Annotated in this window: 18 protein-coding genes; 6 read left to right on the top strand and 12 right to left on the bottom strand. The window is 68.2% G+C overall.

What is annotated here, in order from left to right; all coding sequences use genetic code 11:
* Positions 1-20: 20 nt before the first annotated feature.
* The 8 genes from EBL84_RS00840 to EBL84_RS00805 form a co-directional block, all read right to left on the bottom strand.
* The gene (locus tag EBL84_RS00840; protein WP_123139087.1) at positions 21-1,160 is read right to left on the bottom strand and encodes a D-alanyl-D-alanine carboxypeptidase family protein; all 1,140 of its coding nucleotides are present in this window, start codon (positions 1,158-1,160) and stop codon (positions 21-23) included.
* A gap of 166 nt (positions 1,161-1,326) precedes the next feature.
* Positions 1,327-2,250 (bottom strand): septal ring lytic transglycosylase RlpA family protein, encoded by a 924-nt coding sequence (locus tag EBL84_RS00835; RefSeq protein ID WP_223806935.1) that lies wholly within the window; start codon positions 2,248-2,250, stop codon positions 1,327-1,329.
* 53 nt (positions 2,251-2,303) lie between these two features.
* Entirely contained in the window at positions 2,304-3,287 is a 984-nt protein-coding gene (mltB, locus tag EBL84_RS00830; protein WP_123139085.1) for a lytic murein transglycosylase B, read from the bottom strand.
* A 134-nt stretch (positions 3,288-3,421) separates the two neighbouring features.
* Positions 3,422-4,558 (bottom strand): rod shape-determining protein RodA, encoded by a 1,137-nt coding sequence (rodA, locus tag EBL84_RS00825; RefSeq protein ID WP_123139084.1) that lies wholly within the window; start codon positions 4,556-4,558, stop codon positions 3,422-3,424.
* Complete coding sequence (mrdA, locus tag EBL84_RS00820) at positions 4,548-6,434, bottom strand: penicillin-binding protein 2 (RefSeq protein WP_123139083.1); 1,887 nt, start codon at positions 6,432-6,434, stop codon at positions 4,548-4,550. Before mrdA ends, rodA begins: the two co-directional genes overlap by 11 nt.
* 4 nt (positions 6,435-6,438) lie before the next feature.
* Positions 6,439-6,927 carry a rod shape-determining protein MreD gene (mreD, locus tag EBL84_RS00815; RefSeq protein ID WP_123139082.1) on the bottom strand — a complete coding sequence of 163 codons (489 nt, stop codon included), beginning with the start codon at positions 6,925-6,927 and terminating at the stop codon, positions 6,439-6,441.
* Complete coding sequence (mreC, locus tag EBL84_RS00810) at positions 6,924-7,751, bottom strand: rod shape-determining protein MreC (RefSeq protein WP_243695628.1); 828 nt, start codon at positions 7,749-7,751, stop codon at positions 6,924-6,926. Before mreC ends, mreD begins: the two co-directional genes overlap by 4 nt.
* Positions 7,752-7,991: 240 nt before the next feature.
* The gene (locus tag EBL84_RS00805; protein ID WP_123139080.1) at positions 7,992-9,038 is read right to left on the bottom strand and encodes a rod shape-determining protein; all 1,047 of its coding nucleotides are present in this window, start codon (positions 9,036-9,038) and stop codon (positions 7,992-7,994) included.
* 734 nt (positions 9,039-9,772) lie between these two features.
* On the opposite strand from EBL84_RS00805, the gene gatC reads away from it, so the two are divergent.
* Both gatC and gatA read left to right on the top strand, forming a co-directional pair.
* Complete coding sequence (gene gatC / locus EBL84_RS00800) at positions 9,773-10,060, top strand: Asp-tRNA(Asn)/Glu-tRNA(Gln) amidotransferase subunit GatC (protein WP_005222284.1); 288 nt, start codon at positions 9,773-9,775, stop codon at positions 10,058-10,060.
* Entirely contained in the window at positions 10,060-11,514 is a 1,455-nt protein-coding gene (gene gatA, locus EBL84_RS00795) for an Asp-tRNA(Asn)/Glu-tRNA(Gln) amidotransferase subunit GatA (RefSeq protein WP_123139079.1), read from the top strand. Before gatC ends, gatA begins: the two co-directional genes overlap by 1 nt.
* 65 nt (positions 11,515-11,579) lie before the next feature.
* Here the strand turns inward: gatA and EBL84_RS00790 are convergent, their stop codons facing one another.
* Genes EBL84_RS00790 through glyQ form a run of 4 tightly spaced genes read right to left on the bottom strand, consistent with a single transcriptional unit; the run spans position 11,580 to position 15,899 of the window.
* The gene (locus EBL84_RS00790) at positions 11,580-12,317 is read right to left on the bottom strand and encodes a 1-acyl-sn-glycerol-3-phosphate acyltransferase (RefSeq protein WP_123139078.1); all 738 of its coding nucleotides are present in this window, start codon (positions 12,315-12,317) and stop codon (positions 11,580-11,582) included.
* A complete protein-coding gene (gene gmhB, locus EBL84_RS00785; RefSeq protein ID WP_123139077.1) occupies positions 12,314-12,886 on the bottom strand; it encodes a D-glycero-beta-D-manno-heptose 1,7-bisphosphate 7-phosphatase in 573 nt (190 codons plus the stop codon). Before gmhB ends, EBL84_RS00790 begins: the two co-directional genes overlap by 4 nt.
* A 14-nt stretch (positions 12,887-12,900) precedes the next feature.
* Positions 12,901-14,982, bottom strand: a complete 2,082-nt coding sequence (glyS, locus tag EBL84_RS00780; RefSeq protein ID WP_123139076.1) for a glycine--tRNA ligase subunit beta — start codon at positions 14,980-14,982, stop codon at positions 12,901-12,903.
* Positions 14,983-14,993: 11 nt separating this feature from the next.
* Positions 14,994-15,899, bottom strand: coding sequence for a glycine--tRNA ligase subunit alpha (glyQ, locus tag EBL84_RS00775; RefSeq protein ID WP_123139075.1), 906 nt, complete (start codon positions 15,897-15,899; stop codon positions 14,994-14,996).
* A 425-nt stretch (positions 15,900-16,324) separates the two neighbouring features.
* On the opposite strand from glyQ, the gene EBL84_RS00770 reads away from it, so the two are divergent.
* The 4 genes from EBL84_RS00770 to glnL all read left to right on the top strand — a co-directional run bounded on the left by EBL84_RS00770 (position 16,325) and on the right by glnL (position 21,268).
* On the top strand, positions 16,325-17,482 hold the full coding sequence (locus EBL84_RS00770; RefSeq protein WP_123139074.1) for a cation diffusion facilitator family transporter: 1,158 nt from the start codon (positions 16,325-16,327) through the stop codon (positions 17,480-17,482).
* 547 nt (positions 17,483-18,029) lie between these two features.
* Positions 18,030-19,436, top strand: coding sequence for a glutamate--ammonia ligase (gene glnA, locus EBL84_RS00765; RefSeq protein WP_062272656.1), 1,407 nt, complete (start codon positions 18,030-18,032; stop codon positions 19,434-19,436).
* Between the two features lie 115 nt (positions 19,437-19,551).
* Positions 19,552-20,073, top strand: a complete 522-nt coding sequence (locus EBL84_RS00760; RefSeq protein WP_123139073.1) for a DUF4124 domain-containing protein — start codon at positions 19,552-19,554, stop codon at positions 20,071-20,073.
* A 112-nt stretch (positions 20,074-20,185) separates the two neighbouring features.
* Positions 20,186-21,268, top strand: coding sequence for a nitrogen regulation protein NR(II) (gene glnL, locus EBL84_RS00755; protein WP_123139072.1), 1,083 nt, complete (start codon positions 20,186-20,188; stop codon positions 21,266-21,268).
* Positions 21,269-21,306: the final 38 nt, after the last annotated feature.

The raw sequence follows: 21,306 nt of genomic DNA, 5'->3' as shown, positions 1-21,306 counted from the left end.
TCCGCCGGCTCGGACCGGCATCAGAACATGCGCAGCAGATGGTCCTTCGCCTTGCGCACCAACCCCCCCTCGGGCACCGCCTCGAGCGCGACCAGGGGGACCCGCGTCAGTTCGCGCCCGGCGTTGTCGACCACCAGATCGCCGATCCGGGCGCCGACGGCGATCGGGGCGGTGAGCTCGGCGGTGCGCTCGATACGGGCGCTGAGTTGACCATAGTCGCCGCGCGGGATGGTCGCAAACACATCCGTCGCCGGGCCCACCGACAGCACCTCCTGCTCCCCGTACCACACCCGCAGGTGCTCGACCGGCTGACCGGCCGGATAGAGACGGTGGCTCTCGTAGAAGCGGAAGCCGTAGTTGAGCAGCGCCAGGCTGGAGGTGGCGCGGGCATTGGGGCTGGGCGCGCCCATCAGTACCGAGACCAGTCGCTGGTCGTCACGCTTGGCCGAACCGACCAGACAGTAACCGGCGGCGCGGGTGTAACCGGTCTTGACGCCATCGGCCGAGGGGTCGCGACGCAGCAACGGGTTGCGGTTGGGCTGGGTGATGTCGTTGTAGGTGAAGTCGCGGCTGCTGTACCAGGCGTAGTACTGCGGGAACTCGCGGATGATCGCCATGGTGACGCGGGCGATGTCGCGCGCGGTGGTGTAGAGATCGGGATCGGGCAGGCCGTTGGGGTTGGTGAAGTGACTGTTGGTCATCCCCAGCCGACGGGCATGGGCGTTCATCAGGTTGGCGAAGGCCTCGACGCTGCCGGCGACGTGCTCGGCGAGGGCGACGCTGGCATCGTTGCCCGACTGGATGATCATGCCCTTGAGCAGGTCCTCGACGCTGACCTGGGTGCCGACCTCGATGAACATCCGCGAGCCGCCGGTGCGCCACGCCTTCTCGCTGACCAGCACCTGATCGTCGAGACGGATGTTGCCCTCGGCGAGTTCGCGAAAGACCACGTAGCCGGTCATGATCTTGGTCAGGCTGGCCGGTTCCAGACGCTCGTCGGCATTGATGTCGGCGAGGACCTGGCCGGTGTTGAAGTCGATCAACAGATAGCCCTTGGCGTCGAGCTGCGGCGGTGCCGGGATCTGCGGTGCGGCGCTCGCCAGCACGGGGTACAGGCACAGCAGGACGATCAGGACGAGGGACTGGATACGTGACTTCATGGGGTGTCCGGGTTCGGCGTGGGGGCGTGTCATCACGGGGTATTCTAACCTTGCTGTCGCTGTCTTGGGGATCGCCCGACCGTGACCCCGGTTGCTGGGATCGATGAGGATGGGGTGGTCGGGCACCGGCGGCGTGACGCCGCCGCCGGTTGGGCGGACCCGAGGGTCAGTTCTGCACCAGGCGGGTCTCGGCGATGCCGAGCCCTGCCAGGCGTTCGGTGAGGGCGCTGGCTTCGGTGCGCGAGGCCAGCGGGCCGATGCGGACCCGATAGAGCGCATTGTCGGCGCTACGGGTGTTCTCGACCAGGATCGGGTCGCCGAGTTCCGGACGCAGCCGGGAGCGCAGCCGCTCGGCGTTGCGCGGATCGCCGAAGGCGCCGACCTGGACATAGAGGCCACCGCTGCCGCCATCCGTGGTACGCGCCGCGGTCGTGACCGGCTTGGTCGTCGCCCTGGCGGGCTCGGACGCCGGGGGATTGGTGTCGCGAGCACGCTGCGGCGCGTGCTCGCCGCCCGCCACCAGCGGGCCGGGATCGGCATCCGGTCGTCGTGGGTCGATGGCGCGGACCTCGACCATGGCGGTGCCCTTGCGCGCCATGCCGAGCTTGGTTGCGGCGGTATAGGACAGGTCGATGACGCGCGAGCCGTGGAAGGGACCGCGATCGTTGATCCGCACCACCACGCTGCGGCCGTTCTCGAGATTGGTCACCCGGGCATAGGTCGGCAGCGGCAGGGTCTTATGGGCTGCGGTCATGGCGTGCATGTCATAGGGCTCGCCCGAGCTGGTGCGGCGACCGTGGAAGTCCTTGCCGTACCAGGAGGCCAGGCCCCGCTCGACGTGTCCGCGGCTGCTTGCCTTGGTGTAGTAGCGCTTGCCGAAGACCTCGTAGGACTTGGGGTTGCCGTATCTGGATCTGGGTTCGACCTTGGGGACGGCGTCGGGGATGTCGGCGATCTCCGGCGGGACGTCGTCGAAGGCGTCGAGCTGGTGTTGACCCGGCTGGCTGGCACAGCCGCCGAGCGCGGCTGCACCGATCGCCAGTGCGATCAGCAGCCGACGGTGCGATGGACGAGCGGACGGTATGGACATGCGGATCCTCCCCTGCGACAGCGCCTGTTGATCGACCGCGATGCGGGACGCGCTCATGGCGGCGTCTCCCCGATCGCCTCGCTCAACTGGTGCACGGCCATGGCGTAGAGGTTGCTGTGGTTGTAGCGGGTGATGGCGTAGAAGTTGGCGAAGCTGATCCAGCAGCGCTCGCCTGCCGCGCCGCCATCCAGGCACATCAGGTTGGCCGGCGTCTCCGGCGCGAGCCCGTTTGCGGCCATCGGGTCGATGCCGGCGGCGCGCAGCGCGCCGAGGGTGGTCGCGGGTGCGCGCGGCGCCTTGCGCACCACTGCCGGCATGGTCGCTGGCGGCTGCGCCAGGGGGATCGCCACCGGGCCGCCTGCGCGCCAGCCGTGACGCGCGAGATAGTTGGCGACGCTACCGATGACATCGGCGCTGCTGCGCCACAGGTCGCGCCGCGCGTCGCCGTCGAAGTCGACGGCATAGGCGCGATAGCTCGAGGGGATGAACTGGGGCATGCCGAGTGCGCCGGCGTAGGAGCCGCGTACGACGCTCAGATCGATCCCCTCCTCGGCGCCGAGCAGGATCAGTTGCTCGAGCTCGCGACGGAAGAAGGCGGCGCGTCTGGGGTAGGAGAAGCCGAGCGTGGTCAGCGCGTCGAGCGCGCGATGACGACCGAGCACCTCGCCGTAGCGGGTCTCGATGCCGATGATGGCGACGATCACCGGTGCAGGGATGCCGTAACGCGCCTCGGCCCGCGCGAGCTGCTCGGCATGGGCGGCGTGGAAGGCGCGTCCGCCGGCGATGCGCTCGGGGGTGAGAAAGAGTGCGCGATAGCGGTGCCAGGGCTTGCCCTCGTAGGGCTGCTCCATGGCATCGATGATCTCCTGGCGATACTCGGCCCCGGCGATCAGGGCGGCGAGCCGCTCGGCATCGAGGTCATGGCGCGCGGCCATCTCGGTGACGAAGGTGGCTGCGGCATCCCGATAACTGTCGGGCGCGGCCTCGGCGGTGGCGAGCAGCAGCAGGGCGCTCAACAGGGTGATCAGGGTTCGCATCGGTGCTCGATCGGTCCTGAGTCTCGGTGCGGATCGACGGCAGCTCGATCCTGAAGGTGATGGTGTCGTGCACAAACGCCCGTCGCGCTGCACGCTTTCCTTGACACTCGACCTCCAGTATATGCGCAAAGCGCTTAAATCCGAACCCTTTTTCGATGTGTCTCGATACTCATGATCATCCCGAAGCCGATCATCAGGGTGACCATCGAGGTGCCGCCGTAGCTGATCAGCGGCAGCGGCACGCCGACCACCGGCAGCAGTCCGGTGACCATCCCGGTGTTCACGAAGACATAGACGAAGAACACCATGATCAGGCCGCCGGCGAGCAGCCGACCGTAGTTGTCCTGGGCGCGGCTGGCGATCACCAGCCCGCGCAGGATGATGAACAGATAGAGCGCGAGCAGCGCGAGGATGCCGGCGAAGCCGAACTCCTCGCCGATCACCGCGAAGATGAAGTCGGTGTTGCGCTCGGGCAGGAACTCCAGGTGCGACTGGGTGCCGTTGAGCCAGCCCTTGCCCGAGACCCCGCCGGAGCCGATGGCGATCTGCGACTGGATGATGTGATAGCCCGAACCGAGCGGGTCGGACTGCGGGTTGAGGAAGGTGAGCACGCGCTCGCGCTGGTAGTCGTGCATGCCGAACCACAGCAGTGGCGCGGCGGCGGCGGCGATGAGCGCGAGCGCGCCGATCATCCGCCAGCTCAGCCCGGCGATGAACAGCACCATCACCCCGGCGCTGGCCACCAGCAGCGAGGTGCCGAGATCGGGCTGTTTGGCGATCAGCACCACCGGGATCATGGTGATGAACGCCGCCAGCAGGATGCGGGTGCGCGAGGGCGGCAGCGGCCGGGCGGCGAGGATCCAGGCGACCGCCATGGGCACCGCGAGCTTGAGCAGCTCCGAGGGCTGGAAGCGCACGAAGCCGAGGTCGAGCCAGCGTTGCGCGCCCTTGCCGATCTCGCCGGCCACCAGCACCGCCACCAGCATGATGCAGCCGGCGACGAATAGCGAGGGCGACCAGTTGCGCAGTCGGTTCGGCGGGATCTGCGCCACCGCCAGCATCAGCGCGAAGGCGATGCCGAGTCGGATCAGCTGGCGCTCCACCGCCAGCGGGCTCTGGTCGCTGGCGCTGTAGAGCACCATCAGCCCGAAGCCGCACAGTCCGAGCAGCGCCACCAGCAGCGGCGCGTCGATGTGCAGTCGTCGCAGCGGACCGGGCAGCGGTTCGTCGACCCCACGGTCGAGCTGGGCGGCGCGGGTGTTAGTCGCCATCGGCGCGCTTCTCCTCTTCCTCCGGCGGCAGCGGCTCGCCGCCGAGATAGGCGTCGATCACCCGCCGCGCGATGGGCGCGGCGGTGGCGCTGCCGCTGCCGCCGTTCTCGACCACCACGGCGACGGCGATGCGCGGGTCCTCGACCGGGGCGAAGGCGACGAACAGCGCGTGGTCCTTGAGCCGCTCGGGCACGGTCTCGGCGTCGTAGCGTTCGCTCTGACCGATGGTGAAGACCTGCGCGGTGCCGGTCTTGCCGGCGATGTGGTAATCGGGCGAGCGGATCTTGCGCGCGGTGCCGTGGCGGTCCTCGATCACCGCCACCATGGAGTCGATCACGGTGTCCCAGTGCGCCGGGTTCTCGACCTGGATCTGGTGCTCGACGATCGGCAGGGGTTCCTCTGGGGTCGATCGCGAGGGCTCCGAGGCGCGACTGGCGCGCACCACCCGGGGGGCGATGAAATGACCGTGGTTGGCGAGGGTGGCGGTGGCGGCGGCCAGCTGTAGCGGGGTGGCCAGATAGGCCCCCTGACCGATGCCCATGATCACCGTCTCGCCGGGGAACCAGGGCTGGTTGCGGACCCGCTGCTTCCATTCGCGCGAGGGCAGCAGTCCGCCGAGTTCGCCGGCGAGATCGATCCCGGTGACGGCGCCGAAGCCGAATTCGGCGAGGCGCGCATGCAGCCGGTCGATACCGAGTTTGTGGGCGAGATCGTAGAAATAGACGTCGCAGGACTCGGCCATCGCCGCACGCAGATCGACATGGCCGTGACCGCCGCGGCGCCAGCAACGGAAGCGGTGCGAGTGTCCGGGGAGGGTGAAATAACCGGGGCAATAGGCCTTGCTCTGCGCGGTCACCGTGCCCTCGATCAGCCCGGCGAGCCCGACGAACGGCTTGACCGTCGAGCCCGGCGGGTACTGGCCGCGGATGGCGCGGTTGAACAGCGGCTTGTCCGGCGAGTAGAGCAGTGCGTGATAGTCCTTCTGGCTGATCCCCTCGACGAACAGGTTGGGATCGAAGCTCGGCTGGCTGACCAGCGCCAGTACGCCACCGTTGCGCGGGTCGATGGCGACGATGGCTCCGCGCCGATCGCCGAGGATGTCGGTGGTGGCGCGCTGCAGGTTGATGTCGAGATAAAGGCTGAGATCGCGTCCGGGGAGCGGCGGCTGGCTCTCGAGGGTACGCAGCACCCGACCGCGGGCGTTGACCTCGACCTGCTGGTGACCGACCTCGCCGTGGAGCAGGTCCTCGTGGGCCTTCTCGATCCCGCCCTTGCCGATGAAGTGGGTGCCGGCATAGTTGCGCGCGTCGATGCGCTTGAGCTCGCGCTCGTTGATGCGCCCGACATAGCCGAGCACGTGCGCGGTATAGGGTCCGAGCGGGTAGGCGCGCACCAGCTCGGCACGTACGTCGACGCCGGGGAAGCGATGGCCGTTGACCGAGAAGCGGGCGACCTCCGCCGGGGTCAGGTTGAGCCGGATCGGTACCCCCTGGAAGCGCATCCGCTGGCGCTTGAGTCGGGCGAAGCGGGCGCGATCCTTGTCGTCGATCGGGATGATGCGGGAGAGCGCCGCGATGGTGGCGTCGAGATCGGTCACCTTCTCGATGGTGATCTCGAGCGAGAACGAGGGGTGGTTCTCGGCCAGCAGCACGCCGTTGGCGTCGTAGATCAGTCCGCGGGTCGGCGGGATCGGCTGGATCTTGACCCGGTTGTCCTGCGACAGCACCGAGAAATGATCGTGGCGTTCGACCTGCAGGTGCAGCAGCCGCACCACCAGCAGCGCCAGGGCCAGCATCACCAGCAGTGCGGCGATCGCCGAGCGGGTGGCGATGATCCGCTGTTCGCGCTTGCGATCCTGGAAGCCTGACTCGAGCATCGTCTCAGAGGGTTCCGGCGCGTCGCCCGAGGTCGCCGAGCAGCGCGCTCAGCCAGGGCCAGAAGATCAGTCCGAGGAAGGTCGGGGCCCAGTAGCTCAGCGCCGGCATCGGTTGTCCGGTGGCGCCGAGCACCCACAGGGTGAGCAGCCGTTCGGCGAGCAGCAGGACCCAGACGAACAGGGTCTGCTGCCACATCGGGAAGATGCGGATGCGCTGGTGCAGCTCGACGACCAGATAGGCGAGCAGCGACAGGGTGAGTGCGTGCTGACCGAGCAGGGTGCCGGAGATCACGTCGAGCGCCACCCCGCTGGCGAAGGCCGAGAAGACGCCGATCCGCTCGGGGGTGTGCAGACACCAGAACACCACCACCATCGCCACCCACTGCGGACGCAGCGCCTCGGCCGGCAGCGGCATCGGCAGGATGCTGAGAGAGAAGGCGACGAACAGGCTGAGGCCGATCAGCCAGCCGCCGCGTGGCCTGGTCTCGCTCATGGTCGGGGCGGGGCCTCCGCGCCCTGGGTGTCGGAGAGTGCCTGCTGTTGCAGCACCGGGTCCATGGTCCAGACCAGCAACACCTCACGGCTGCGGTCGAGTGCGGCGGTGGGCTCGGCGAGCACGGTGATGAAGGGATTGTCCGGGTCGTGGCGTACGGTCTTGATACGGGCGACCGGGTAGCCCGGCGGGAAGCGCTCGCCCATCCCCGAGGTCACCAGCAGGTCGCCGACGCGCACGTCGGCGTTCTTGGGGATGTGCAGCAACTGCAGCTCCTGGCTCAGGCCGGTGCCGGCGGCCACCGAGCGCAGACCGTTGCGATTGATCTCCACCGGCAGTGCGTGCTCGGCGTCGGTGATCAGCAACACGGTGGAGGTGAAGGGGTTGGTCTGGATGACCTGGCCCATCACCGCGTTGGCGTCGAGCACCGGCTGGCCGACGAACAGCCCCGAGCGCGAGCCCTTGTTGATCATCACCTGTTGCCGGTAGGGCGCGATGTCGAGCGACATGATCTCGGCGATCAACACCCGTTCGCCGACGCTGAACGAGGAGCCGAGCAGGTCGCGCAATCGCATGTTCTCAGCCTCCAGCGCCTCGAACTGCTGCAGCCTGGCCTTGAGGGTCAGGTTCTCGCGATGCAGCGCGGCGTTGCGCGCGCGCAGCTCGGCGGCGTTGGTGAGGCGCCCCTGGGTGTCACGCATCATGTGCGCCGGAAGGTCGACGACATAGTGCAGCGGATAGGCGACCAGCGAGAGCGCCGAGCGTACCGTACCGAGATGATCGTAGTGGTGGTCGGCGATGATCAGCCCGAGGGACAGAATCACCGCCACGATCATCCTGAGCAGTGGGGATGGGCCGCGGACGAACAGGGGTTTGATGGTCGGCTCCTCGGCAATGACTGGATTGGGGGAGAGCGCGTCTGCTGCGTCGCGCGGGGTGGTTCAAACCCCGTGGACAGGGCTCCGCCCCTGCTGCATCAGGGGCGGCGTGAGCGGGTCATTTTCCGATATTGTGCCGAGCGCGACCAGTCCGCTCGTGTCGGGGCGTTCCCGCAACGGCGGGGCTCACTCGACCGAGAACAGTCCGGTGGCGCGCTCGTCGATCAGCTCCAGTGCCTTGCCGCCGCCGCGCGCCACGCAGGTCAGCGGGTCGTCGGCCATCACCACCGGCAGTCCGGTCTCCTCCTCGATCAGCCGGTCGAAGCCGCGCAGCATCGAGCCGCCGCCGGTGAGCACGATGCCGCGCTCGGCGACATCGGCGCCGAGTTCCGGCGGGGTCTGCTCCAGGGCCATCTTGACCGCACCGACGATGCCCGAGATCGGCTCCTGCAGCGCCTCGAGGATCTCGTTGCTGTTGAGGGTGAAGCTGCGCGGCACGCCCTCGGCGAGATTGCGGCCCTTGACCTCCAGCTCCAGCATCTCGTTGCCGGGGTAGGCCGAGCCGATGTTGTGCTTGATGCGCTCGGCGGTGGTCTCGCCGATCAGGGTGCCGTAGTTGCGCCGGACATAGTTGACGATGGCGTCGTCGAAGGTGTCGCCGCCGATGCGCACCGAGGCGGAGTAGACGATGCCGTTGAGCGAGATCACCGCCACCTCCGAGGTGCCGCCGCCGATGTCGATGACCATGCAGCCGTGGGGCTCGTGCACCGGCAGCCCGGCGCCGATCGCCGCCGACATCGGCTCCTCGATCAGGAAGACCTCGCGCGCGCCGGCGCCGGCGGCCGACTCGCGGATCGCGCGCCGCTCCACCTGGGTCGAGCCGCAGGGCACGCAGATCAGCACCCGCGGGCTGGGACTGATCAGGCGCGACTCGTGCACCTTGTGGATGAAGTACTGCAGCATCTTCTCGGTGACGGTGAAGTCGGCGATCACGCCGTCTTTCATCGGCCGCACCGCGGTGATGCTCTGTGGGGTCCGTCCGAGCATCAGCTTCGCCTCCTCGCCCACTGCCGCGACCGACTTGCCGCCGGTGGCGCGGTCATGACGGATCGCGACCACCGAGGGCTCGTTGAGCACGATGCCTTGTCCGCGGGCAAAGATGAGGGTGTTGGCGGTCCCCAGGTCGATCGACAGATCGTTGGAGAATATCCCGCGAATGCGTCTGAATACCATCAGATACTTACCTTGGAGGAAGAGAGGAGCGCCGGGTCCCGCAGGCGTCCGGTATCGATGTCCGCTGAGGGAATCCTTGAAAAACAGGACGGCTAATCTAGCAATGCAATCAGGGATGGGCAAGGCAGCGGCGCCAGCGACCAGGGGATTGAACCGCGAAGGCACGAAAGGGAATAAGCCGCCAGCGATCAGCCGCCAGTGGGTGCGGACCCGCGCCGCCTGTGGCCTCACGCCGACATCACACACCATGCACTTCGCGTGCAGGGAATAAGCCGCCAGCCGCCAGCGATCAGCCGCCAGTGGGTGCGGATCCGCGCCGCCTGTGGTCTCACGCCGACATCACACACCATGCACTTCACGTGCAGGGAATAAGCCGCCAGCCGCCAGCGATCAGCCGCCAGTGGGTGCGGACCTGTGCCGCCTGTGGTCTCACGCCGACATCACACACCATGCACTTCGCGTGCAGGGAATAAGCCGCCAGCCGCCAGCGATCAGCCGCCAGTGGGTGCGGATCCGCGCCGCCTGTGGTCTCACGCCGACATCACACACCATGCACTTCACGTGCTTCGCGGCTTTGCGGTTCAATCCCCTGGTCGCTGGTCGCTGGTCGCTGGTCGCTGGTCGCTGGTCGCTGGTCGCTGGTCGCTGGTCGCTGGTCGCTGGCGGCCGGTTCCACCGTCCATGGCCGCTATGCTATTTTGACTCCCCATTTTTGTAGGCCCAGCAGGACGGACATGTCACTGGATCGTTCCGACGTCGAAAAGATCGCGCACCTCGCGCGCCTGGCGATCAGCCCGGATCAGACCGAGCGCTATGCCGCCGAACTCTCCAATATTCTCGATCTCGTGGCCCAGATGGACTCGGTGAACACCGACGACGTCGAGCCGATGGCGCACCCGCTGCACATGGCCCAACGGCTGCGGCCCGATCAGGCCACCGAGCCGGACCGCCGCGCCGAGTACCAAGCCGGCGCGCCGCTGAGCGAGGGCGGGCTCTATCTGGTTCCGAAGGTCATCGAATAATGCAGAACAAGTCGATCGCAGAGCTGGCCGCCGATCTGCGGCTGCGCAAATACTCCAGCACCGAGCTGACCCGTCACTATCTCGATCGCATCGCGCGGCTCGATCCCCAGCTCAACAGCTTCATCACCGTCGATGCCGAGGCCGCGCTCGCCGCCGCCGCGCGCGCCGACGAGGCGCTCGCCCGTGACCAGGCCGGCCCGCTCACCGGCATCCCGATCGCGCACAAGGACATCTTCTGCACCAAGGGGGTGCGCACCAGCTGCGCCTCGCGCATGCTCGACAACTTCGTCGCTCCCTATGACGCGACCGTGGTCGAGCGTCTGGGTGGCGCCGGCGCGGTGATGCTCGGCAAGACCAACATGGACGAGTTCGCCATGGGCTCGAGCAACGAGACCAGCTACTACGGCCCCGTCGCCAACCCCTGGGACACCTCGCGGGTGCCGGGCGGCTCCTCCGGCGGCTCGGCCGCGGCGGTGGCCGCGCGTCTGTGCGCGGCGGCCACCGGCACCGATACCGGCGGCTCGATCCGTCAGCCAGCGGCGCTGTGCGGCATCACCGGCATCAAGCCGACCTACGGGCGCTGCTCGCGCTGGGGGATGATCGCCTTCGCCTCCTCGCTCGACCAGGCCGGGGTGATGGCGCGCTCGGCCGCCGACGCCGCCTTCCTGCTCGACGAGATGGCCGGTTTCGACGAGCGCGACTCGACCAGCGCCGACGTGCCGGTGCCGGACTATGTCGACGCCCTCGACAACGACATCAGCGGTCTGCGTATCGGCCTGCCCAAGGAGTTCTTCGGCGAGGGGCTCGACCCGCGTGTCGGCGCCGCGGTCGAGGCGGCGATCCGCGAATACGAGAAGCTCGGTGCCGAGATCCGCGAGATCAGCCTGCCCAACAGCCCGCTGTCGGTACCGGTCTACTACGTGGTGGCGCCTGCGGAGTGCTCGTCGAACCTCGCCCGTTTCGACGGGGTGCGTTACGGACACCGCTGCGCCGATCCCGCCGACCTCGAGGATCTCTACACCCGCAGCCGTGCCGAGGGCTTCGGCGCCGAGGTGCAGCGCCGGGTGATGATCGGCACCTATGTGCTCTCGGCCGGCTATTACGACGCCTACTACCTCAAGGCGCAGAAGATCCGTCAGCTCATCGCCGACGACTTCAAGCGCGCCTTCGAGGAGGTCGACGTGATCATGGGACCGACCACCCCGAGCACCGCCTTCGCCCTCGGCGACAAGATGGACGATCCGGTGGCGATGTATCTCAACGACATCTACACCATCGCCACCAACCTCGCCGGGCTGCCGGGGATGTCGATCCCGGTCGAGCCGGTCGCGGGCATGCCGGTCGGGCTGCAGCTCATCGGCAACTACTTCGACGAGGCGCGGCTGCTCAATGTTGCGCATCGCTACCAGCACCTCACCCACTGGCACCAGGCCGCGCCCGCGGGCTTCGACTGAGCGCCTCCGGGCCGGGCCTGCCCGGCCCGGTGCTCGCCGCCCCCGCTCCCGCGGGTGGCGGCGCCCTACCCTTGTTGCAGCGTGCCGGCCTTGCCCGAGACCGGGCGCGGCAGCGCCTCGACGGTCTCCTCGATCCACTGCTCGACCGCGGCATTGATCTCGGCGGCCTTGCGTCCCTGGGTCTCCATCAGCGGGCCGATCACCAGGTCGATGGTGCCGGCGCGCTTGTGCAGGCTGCGTCGCCCCCAGAACTCGCCGGCGTTGTGCGCCACCGGGAGCACCGGTCGACCGCTGCGCTCGGCCAGCAGCGCACCGCCGATGGCATAGGGCTGACGTGCGCCGGCGGCCACTCGGGTGCCCTCGGGGAAGACCACCACCCAGCGCCCGGCCTTGAGCAGCGCCAGCCCCTCGCGCAGCAGCTGTGCGACCGCGCGGCGTCCGGCCGAGCGGTCGATGGCGATCGGCTGGAAGCGCTTGAGCGCCCAGCCGAAGAAGGGGATACGCATCAGCTCACGCTTGAGCACCCAGGTCTGTTCCAGCGGCAGGATGGCGCGCAGCGCGATGGTCTCCCAGGTCGATTGATGCTTGGCGAGCACGATGGTCGCCTCCTTGGGCAGGTGCTCGAGCCCCTGGATGCGATAGCGCAACCCGCAGATCCAGCCGAGCGCGCGCAGGTTGAGCCGTGCCCAACCCCGCGCCAGCCAGGCCCCGACCTGCCTGGGGGTGACGAGGATCAGCGAGGCGTACAGCACGATGGTGATGTACATGAAGGATTGATAGACGAGCGAGCGGATCAGGGTCATGGGCGTGTGTCGGATGCGAGCAGGGCGTCGGTCGCCGCGCTGAGGTCGGGGAAGATCGGGACGCCGGCCAGAGGGTCGGGCCCCGGATGGTCGGCGCAGGCCGCCAGGGTGCGCTCGCCCTTGCCGGTGCGCACCAGCCAGGGCGCGGCGCCGACGGCGCGCGCGGCCTCCAGATCGCGCAGCGAGTCGCCGATCACCGGCACCCCGCGGAGATCGGCGCCGAGACGTCGGGCGATCTGCTCGAGCAGTCCGGGCAGCGGTTTGCGACAGTCGCAGCCGTGGTCCGGGCCGTGGGGGCAGAAGGCGATCATCTCGACACGGGCGCCATGGTCGGCGAGTTGCTCGCGCAACCGTTGGTGGATGGCGTCGAGGGTGCTCGGGTCGAACAGCCCGCGGGCGATACCGGACTGGTTGGTGGCGATGGCCAGCCGCCAGCCGGCATGGTGGAGCCGGGCCATCGCCTCGAGGCTGCCGGGGATCGGCCGCCACTCCTCGACCGACTTGATATAGGCGTCGGAGTCGTGGTTGACGACCCCGTCGCGGTCGAGGATGACCAGCCGTTCGGTCATGCCGGGTCGGGCGCTCAGTGCTGCAGCCGCGAGATGTCGGCGACCTGCATGAACAGCGCGCCGAGCGACTGCAGCAGACGGATGCGGTTGGCGCGCACCGCCGGGTCCTCGGCCATCACCATCACCTGATCGAAGAAGGCATCGACGTCGCCGCCGAGTTCGGCCAGGGTGGCGAGCACGCGACCATAGTCGCGGCTGGCGACCAGTGGCGCGACCGTCTCGCCGAGCGCGGCGACACGCTCGGCGAGACGCTGCTCGGCCGCATCCTCGAGCAACCCGGTGTCGACCGCCCCGGCCGCGCCGACGGCCGCGGCGTTCTTCGCCAGGATGTTGTGGATGCGCTTGTTGGCCGCGGCCAGCGAGGCGGCCTGGGGCAGTTCGCGGAAGGCCGCGACCGCGGCGATGCGGCGGTCGAGCTCCCAGGGGTTGGCGCCGCCGGCGCCGAGCACCGCCTCGACGATGTCGGCGCCGACGCCCTGCTCCTCGTAGTAGCCGCGCAGCCGCTCGAGCATGTAGTCGCGGACCTCGCCGACCACCTCGGCGCCGAGCAGCCCCTCGGGGTAGCCGGCGGCGGCCTGCTCCAGCAGCGCCTCCAGATCGAGGTCGAGCGGGGTCTCGATGAGGATGCGCAGCACCGCGATCGAGGCCCGTCGCAGCGCGTAGGGGTCCTTGGTGCCGGTCGGGCGCAGCCCGATGCCGAAGATGCCGACCAGGGTGTCGAGCCGGTCGGCGAGCGCCAGGGCGCGGCCGCACAGCCCTTCGGGCAGGGCGTCGCCGGCGAAGCGCGGCAGGTACTGCTGCTCGATGGCGGCGCTGACGCAGGGGTCCTCGCCGGCGCGCTCGGCATAGTAGCGGCCCATGGTGCCCTGCAGGCTGGTGAACTCGTAGACCATGCTGGTGACCAGGTCGCACTTGGCCAACCGCGCGGCACGCTCGATCAGTGCCGGGTCGCCGCCGAGCGGCGCGGCCAGGGAGCGCCCGAGCCGCGCCACGCGCGCGCTCTTCTCGGCCAGGGTGCCGAGCTTGTCCTGGAACACCACCCGTTCGAGCTTGCCGGCGAAGGCCTCGAGCGGCTGCTTGAGGTCCTGCTCCCAGAAAAAGGCGGCGTCGGCGAAGCGCGGCCGGATCACCCGCTCGTTACCGGCACGCACCTTCTCGGGGGTGCGGCTGACGACGTTGGCGACGGTGATGAAGCAGGCCTGCAGACGACCCTCGGCGTCTTCCACCGGGAAGTACTTCTGGTTGCTCTGCATGGTCTCGATCAGCACCTCCGGGGGGATCTCCAGGAAGCGCTCCTCGAAACGACCGAGCACCGGCTGCGGCCACTCGACCAGGGCGCAGACCTCGTCGAGCAGCTCGGGATCGATGCGCGCGCGCAACCCCTCGGCCTCGGCCAGGGCGGTGACGCCGGCGCGCACCTGCTCGCGGCGCTGGGCGAAGTCGGGCTCGACCCGGCCGGTGGTGCGCAGCTGCTCGGCATAGTCGTCGGCGCGCGCGAGGGCGATCGGCTCGGGGTGATGGAAGCGGTGACCGCGGGTGCTGGTGCCGGCCTCGATGCCGAGCACCCGGCCGGCGACCGGCTGCTCACCGAGCAGCAGGCAGACCCAGTGCACCGGGCGCACGAACTCGGCCTCGCCCGCACCCCAGCGCATCCGCCGCGGGATCGGCAGGGTGGCGAGCGCGGCCTCGACGATCTCGGGGATCAGCTCGGCGGTGGCGCGACCGGCGAGGGTCGAGTGATAGACCAGCCAGGTGCCCTTGGGCGTCTCCTCGCGCTCCAGCGCCTCGACCTCGACGCCGCAGGAGCGGGCGAAGCCCTGTGCGGCCTTGGTCGGCGCGCCGCTGTCGTCGAAGGCGGCCCGGAGCGCCGGGCCGCGGCGCACCTGCTGCTGGTCGGGCTGGCGGGTGGCGATGCCGCGCACCAGCATCGCCAGGCGGCGCGGTGCGGCGAAGGGTTCGATGGTGGTGAAGTCGATGCTGCGCTCGCGCAGCTCGCGCGCCACGCCCTCGACGAAGGCCTGCGACAGGCGCGGCAGCGCCAGCGGGGGGAGTTCCTCGGTGCCGATCTCGATCAGCAGATCAGTGGATGCGTCCAATGTTCTCTCCCTCACTGTGCCAGCATCGGGAAGCCAAGCGCCTCCCGGCTCTCGTAATAGGTCTTGGCGACCGCCCGCGACAGCGTGCGCACCCGCAGGATGAAGCGCTGGCGCTCGGTCACCGAGATCGCCCCGCGGGCGTCGAGCAGGTTGAAGGTGTGCGAGGCCTTGAGCATCTGCTCGTAGGCCGGCAGCGGCAGTCCGCGCTCGATGAGTTGGGTGCTGACCCGCTCGCAGGTGTCGAACTGCGCGAACAGCGCGTCGGTGTCGGCGATCTCGAAGTTGTAGGTCGACTGCTCGACCTCGTTCTGGTGGAAGACGTCGCCATAGGTGACGATGCCCGCCGGGGTGCGGCTCCACACCAGGTCGTAGACGCTCTCGACGCCCTGCAGGTACATGGCGATGCGCTCGAGCCCGTAGGTGATCTCGCCGGTGACTGGGCGGCAGTCGAGTCCGCCGACCTGTTGGAAGTAGGTGAACTGGGTCACCTCCATGCCGTTGAGCCAGACCTCCCAGCCGAGTCCCCAGGCGCCGAGCGTGGGCGATTCCCAGTTGTCCTCGACGAAGCGGATGTCGTGCTCCAGCGGGTCGATGCCGAGTCGGCGCAGCGAGTCGAGATAGAGTTCCTGGATGTTCTCCGGCGAGGGCTTGAGCGCGACCTGGAACTGGTAGTAGTGCTGCAGCCGGTTGGGGTTCTCGCCATAGCGCCCGTCGGTGGGGCGACGCGAGGGCTGCACATAGGCGCTGCGCCACGGCTCGGGACCGATCGAGCGGAGGAAGGTGGAGGGGTGGAAGGTGCCCGCGCCCACTTCCATGTCATAGGGTTGGACGACGACGCACCCGAGATCGGCCCAGTAGCGTTCGAGCGCGAAGATCAGGCCCTGGAAGGTCGAGAGGTCCTCGGATTGGAGAGTCAAGGCGGGCTCCTTGGGATCGGGGCGGTTGACGTAAACGCGCAATTATATCGGTTCGGGTCGCTGGCGCGCCAATGGGGTTGGTCGGGGGCAGCGACCAGCCATCAGCCGCCAGCCATCAGCCGCCAGCCATCAGCCATCAGCCATCAGCCATCAGCCGCCAGCCATCAGCCGCCAGCCATCGGTGGCTAGCCGTTAGCTGCTAGGGGCAAGAGCGTGGCCTCCCCGGTGACTCGAACCTGTCCTCCCTGCTGAAGGCCGTGGGTTGGACGCTGATCTGATCGGCCAACCTTGAGTCATGAACGCCATCCCTTCCCGCTGGCGGCTGTCAGCTGGCCGCTGGAAGCTGATGCGACCTGCCGCTGTCGCTTATACTGGAGCGCCGTCGGCCCGGACCCGGTCGGCGCAACCTGCGGAAGCCCTTAGTCGTGACCCTCGATCAACACAGCGCCGATGCCCGTCGCGAGGCCGTGACCCGGACCGCCGTGGTCGGGGCCGTGCTCAATCTGGTGCTGGCGGCGATCAAGATCGTCGCTGGTTGGCTCGGTCATTCGCAGGCGCTGGTCGCCGACGGGCTGCACTCGCTCTCCGACCTGCTCTCCGACGTCCTGGTGCTGATCGCCGGGCGCCAGGCCCATCAGGGACCGGACCAGGAGCATCCCTATGGGCATGCGCGCTACGAGACGGTTGCCACCCTCGCGCTCGGTTTCCTGCTGCTGGCGGTGGCCATCGGCATCGGCTGGGACGCGGTCGAGCGATTGTTCAGCCCCGAGGAGCTGCTGCGCCCCGACCTCATCGCGCTCGGCGCCACCCTGGCCTCGATCCTGGTGAAGGAATGGCTCTACTGGTGGACCCTGGCCCATGCCAAGCGGGTGCGCTCCGACCTGCTGCGTGCCAACGCCTGGCACCATCGCTCCGATTCGGTCTCCTCGGTGGTGGTGCTGGTGGGGATCGCCGGCACCATGGCCGGGCTGCCCTATCTCGACGCCATCGCCGCGGTGATGGTGGCGCTGATGATCGCCAAGATCGCCTGGGAACTCGGTTGGGAGGCGGCCAGCGAGCTGGTCGATACCGGTCTGCAGGGCGAGCGGCTCGAGGCGGTCAAGCAGACCATCCACTCGGTCGGCGGGGTGCGCGATATCCATATGCTGCGCACCCGCCGTCTCGGAGGGCAGGCGTCGGTCGACGTGCATGTGCTGGTCGATCCCTACGTCAGTGTCTCCGAAGGTCACATGATCAGCGTCTTGGTCGAACGCCGGCTCAAGCGCGAGATCGACGAGATCGCCGATGTCACCGTGCACATCGACCCCGAGGACGACGAGCACCTCTCCGCCTGCTACCTGCTGCCGCTGCGTGCCGAGGCACTGGCGCGCCTGGCCTCGGCCTGGTCGGCGATCCCCGAGGCCAACGAGCGCCAGCGGGTGTTGCTGCACTATCTCGACGGGGCCATCGACATCGAGGTGTACTTCCCGTTTGCCGCCTGTCTGCGCCAGGGAGCCGATGCCGAGCGATTGCGGACGCGCCTGGCCGAGGCGCTCGCCGATGACCCGGTGTTCCGTGGGGTGCGAATCTTCTTTGGCGACTGATTTGCACCTTTTTGGTGCATAAAGTCGCTCGATGTTCTTTTTTAGTGCGGTCCGCGCCCGGTGTCGCGCCGCGATTGGGTGCGCCGGCCCCCCGCTGTCCGCCCATCCTTGGCGGTGCTGTCGTCACCATGGTGCGTGATTTCACAACCCTCTCATCGCCAAGGTCTTGTTTGTACGTCTCATCGTCTCATCGCGTGTTCGTTGCGATCGGGGCGCGGGGCTGGCGTCAGCGGGGTGCGCAAGATTCTGGCTTGCTCGTTGCATGACTGATTGGCATCGGACGGCGTGGATCATCCCGTCGTCCGGCGGAACGGTCGCGATGGAGGTCCTTGTCGTGGACCCGAGCCCGGGACATCAACCGGGTCAGCCAGAATTCTGCATCGCCTGCCGGCCCGGACGGCAGGTCGTGCGGCACGATCGATGACCTGTTAGGCTGCTGCGCCGGATGGTGCGAGCGCTGATACGCCAGCGCAAGCCTTGTGCATTGCTCGGCCGACAACGCCTTATCCGTATCTAGAACACAGCACTCAGCATTGGAGACGTTCGAATGACCACTGATGTCATGAAGATGATGAAAGACAACGAAGTGACCTTCGTGGATCTGCGCTTCACCGATACCCGCGGCAAGGAGCAGCACGTCTCCATGCCGACGAGCATGATCGACGAGGATGCCTTCAAGGAAGGCAAGATGTTCGACGGCTCCTCGATCGCGGGCTGGAAGGGCATCGAGGCCTCGGACATGGTGCTGATGCCCGACCCCACGACCGCGGTGATGGATCCTTTCTCCGAGGAGAGCACCCTCATCATCCGTTGTGACATCCTCGAGCCCGACACCATGATCGGCTACGAGCGTGATCCGCGTTCGGTGGCCAAGCGCGCCGAGGCCTATCTGAAGTCCACCGGTATCGCCGACACCGCCTTCTTCGGTCCCGAGCCCGAGTTCTTCGTGCTCGACGACGTGCGCTGGGGCGCGGACATGAGCGGCGCCTTCTACAAGATCGACTCCGAGGAGGCCGGCTGGAACTCCGAGCGGGTGTTCGGCGACGGCAACATGGGTCACCGTCCGAAGGTCAAGGGCGGCTACTTCCCGGTGCCCCCGGTCGACTCGCTCAACGATCTGCGTGCGGCCATGTGTCTGACCCTCGAGGAGATGGGCGTCGGCGTCGAGGTGCACCACCACGAGGTCGCCACCGCCGGCCAGTGTGAGATCGGCACCAAGTTCGACACCCTGGTCAAGCGTGCCGACGCCAACCAGATCCTCAAGTACGTGGTGCACAACGTCGCCCACGCCTACGGCAAGACCGCGACCTTCATGCCCAAGCCGCTGGTCGGCGACAACGGCAGCGGCATGCACGTGCACCAGTCGCTCGCCAAGGACGGTCAGAACCTGTTCGCCGGCGACAAGTACGGCGGCCTGTCCGACATGGCCCTCTACTACATCGGCGGCATCATCAAGCACGCGCGTGCGCTCAACGCCCTGACCAACGCCTCGACCAACTCCTACAAGCGTCTGGTCCCGGGCTTCGAGGCGCCGGTGATGCTCGCCTACTCGGCGCGCAACCGCTCGGCCTCGATCCGCATCCCGCACTGCGCCAGCCCCAAGGGTCGTCGCATCGAGGTGCGCTTCCCCGATCCCACCGGCAACCCCTACCTCGCCTTCTCGGCGATGATGCTCGCCGGTCTCGACGGCATCATGAACAAGATCCACCCCGGCGATGCCATGGACAAGGATCTCTACGACCTGCCGCGTGAAGAGGCCAAGGCCATCCCGACCGTCGCCTCCTCGCTGGAGATGGCGCTCGACAACCTCGACCGTGACCGTGAGTTCCTCACCGTCGGCGGCGTGTTCACCGATGACCTGATCGACAGCTACATCAACCTCAAGATGGACGAGGTCACCCGCATGCGGATGACGACCCACCCGGTCGAGTTCGACATGTACTACAGCCTCTGATCGGCTGTCGCGACCGCGCGGGTCCCGCGCGGTCGCAACCTCGGCGCAGGGAAGCGCCACCGACGTCCAGGCGTCCCCGCTTGAGCCCCCTCCGACGCTGGACTATGCTTCGGCCATGATCCGGCCGGCACTGCTCCTCCCGCTGTTGCTGCTCCCCTGCCTCATCGTCCAGGCCGGCGTCTATCGCTGGGTCGATGCCGACGGGCGGGTGCACTTCTCCGATCGACCCGCCGACGCCACCGCCGAGCGACTCGATATCCATGTCGACGCCCCGGTCTCGCGCGGCGCCGACAGCCCCGTCGATCCGCCCCCTGCCAGCGCCCCCTTCCCCGGGCCCTATGCGCGCTTCGAGATCCTCTCCCCTGTCGATGCGGAGGTGCTGATGCGCGGCGAGGGTCGCTTCGCCGTCGAACTCGGACTCGAACCCGCGCTGCAACCGGGGCATCGCTTGGCGATGGTGCTCGATGGACTCGAGACGGTGATCGAGGCCGGCGCCACCCGCTTTGCCCTCGATGGCGTGGCCTTCGGTCCCCACCGCCTCGGCGCGTTGATCCGCGACGAGCAGGGTGTGCTGATCGCCCGCGCCCCGACACTTCGCTTCGAGCTGCGTCGCGACGCGCCCCCCGGCGAGCTCTGAGCACTCCTCCTGGCCGCACTGGCCTGTCTCTTGCTAGTCTTTTCTTCGACGACAGGATGCCCTGTCTCGTCCTCCGGTCTCGGATGACCTCACTCAGTCGCGCAGATGGACCATGACAGCTCAAACCACCGGTAAGCGCTCGCTGGAGCGGACGATCCTCGATCACGTCAACATGGCGGTGCTGCTGTTCGATCGAGGGCTGCGGCTCGAATACCTCAACCCGGCGGCCGAGATCCTCTTCGAGGCCAGCGCCCGACACATGATCGGTCAGGCTGCCGCCGACCTGCTGCCCTGCCCCGATGGCCAGGTCGAGGCCCGGCTGGCGGCGGCGCTGCGTTCGCGCCACCCCTTCACCGAACGTGAGATCAACGTCACCGTGGCCGATGGGCGCACCAAGACGGTGAACTGTACCGTGCTGCCCCTGCACCATTTTGGTGCGGACGAGGGGGTGCTGGTCGAGCTCTATCAGGTCGATCGTCAGCTGCGCATCACCCGCGAGGAGCACCTGCTCACCCAGCACCGGGCCACCCAGGCGCTGATCCGCGGCCTCGCCCACGAGATCAAGAATCCGCTCGGGGGGTTGCGCGGCGCGGCCCAGCTGCTCGAGCAGGAACTGCCCGACCCCGCGTTGTGCGAATACACCCGGATCATCATCGACGAGGCCGACCGCCTGCAGTCGCTGGTCGATCGCATGCTGGGGCCCAACCGCATGCCCCAGCGCGAGACGCTCAACATCCACGACGTGCTCGAGCACGTGCGCGGGCTGATCCTCGCCGAGTTCCCGCGCGGCCCCGAGGTGGTGCGCGACTACGACCCCAGCATCCCCGACCTGATGGGCGACGGTGACCGGCTGATCCAGGCCTTCCTCAACCTCGCGCGCAACGCCGCGGCCGCCACCGGCGCGGACGGACGCGTCGAGCTGCGCACCCGGGTGCTGCGTCAGTTCACCATCGGCAGTCGTCGCTATCGGCTGGTGTTGCAGACCCAGGTTCGGGACGATGGCCAGGGGATCCCCGAGGACATCCGCGACAAGATCTTCTTCCCGATGGTCTCGGGCAAGCAGGGTGGCACCGGACTGGGGCTGCCCATCGCACAGGAACTCATCAACCAGCACGGCGGGCTGATCGAATGCGAGAGCCGGCCGGGCGAGACGGTGTTCTTCGTCTATCTGCCGCTGGAGTCGGAGCATGCATAGGAACCTGCAACCACCCCATTCGCCAACCTCGTCGGCGT

Source organism: Marichromatium sp. AB31, assembly GCF_003718685.1.
GTDB classification, from domain to species: Bacteria; Pseudomonadota; Gammaproteobacteria; order Chromatiales; family Chromatiaceae; genus Marichromatium; species Marichromatium gracile.
The sequence above is the reverse complement of the archived record's forward strand: the minus strand, read 5'-3'. Positions and strand labels throughout refer to the sequence as shown.

Excerpts from the sequence above, each read along its gene's own strand:
- EBL84_RS00760 (WP_123139073.1), top strand. The coding sequence starts at position 19,552 with ATGATCCGGCCGGCACTGCTCCTCCCGCTGTTGCTGCTCCCCTGCCTC.
- EBL84_RS00835 (WP_223806935.1), bottom strand. The coding sequence starts at position 2,250 with ATGTCCATACCGTCCGCTCGTCCATCGCACCGTCGGCTGCTGATCGCA.
- mreD (WP_123139082.1), bottom strand. The coding sequence starts at position 6,927 with ATGAGCGAGACCAGGCCACGCGGCGGCTGGCTGATCGGCCTCAGCCTG.
- gmhB (WP_123139077.1), bottom strand. The coding sequence starts at position 12,886 with ATGACCGAACGGCTGGTCATCCTCGACCGCGACGGGGTCGTCAACCAC.
- mrdA (WP_123139083.1), bottom strand. The coding sequence starts at position 6,434 with ATGCTCGAGTCAGGCTTCCAGGATCGCAAGCGCGAACAGCGGATCATC.
- gatA (WP_123139079.1), top strand. The coding sequence starts at position 10,060 with ATGCAGAACAAGTCGATCGCAGAGCTGGCCGCCGATCTGCGGCTGCGC.
- mltB (WP_123139085.1), bottom strand. The coding sequence starts at position 3,287 with ATGCGAACCCTGATCACCCTGTTGAGCGCCCTGCTGCTGCTCGCCACC.
- EBL84_RS00805 (WP_123139080.1), bottom strand. The coding sequence starts at position 9,038 with ATGGTATTCAGACGCATTCGCGGGATATTCTCCAACGATCTGTCGATC.
- gatC (WP_005222284.1), top strand. The coding sequence starts at position 9,773 with ATGTCACTGGATCGTTCCGACGTCGAAAAGATCGCGCACCTCGCGCGC.
- glnL (WP_123139072.1), top strand. The coding sequence starts at position 20,186 with ATGACAGCTCAAACCACCGGTAAGCGCTCGCTGGAGCGGACGATCCTC.
- glnA (WP_062272656.1), top strand. The coding sequence starts at position 18,030 with ATGACCACTGATGTCATGAAGATGATGAAAGACAACGAAGTGACCTTC.
- EBL84_RS00790 (WP_123139078.1), bottom strand. The coding sequence starts at position 12,317 with ATGACCCTGATCCGCTCGCTCGTCTATCAATCCTTCATGTACATCACC.
- rodA (WP_123139084.1), bottom strand. The coding sequence starts at position 4,558 with ATGGCGACTAACACCCGCGCCGCCCAGCTCGACCGTGGGGTCGACGAA.
- EBL84_RS00840 (WP_123139087.1), bottom strand. The coding sequence starts at position 1,160 with ATGAAGTCACGTATCCAGTCCCTCGTCCTGATCGTCCTGCTGTGCCTG.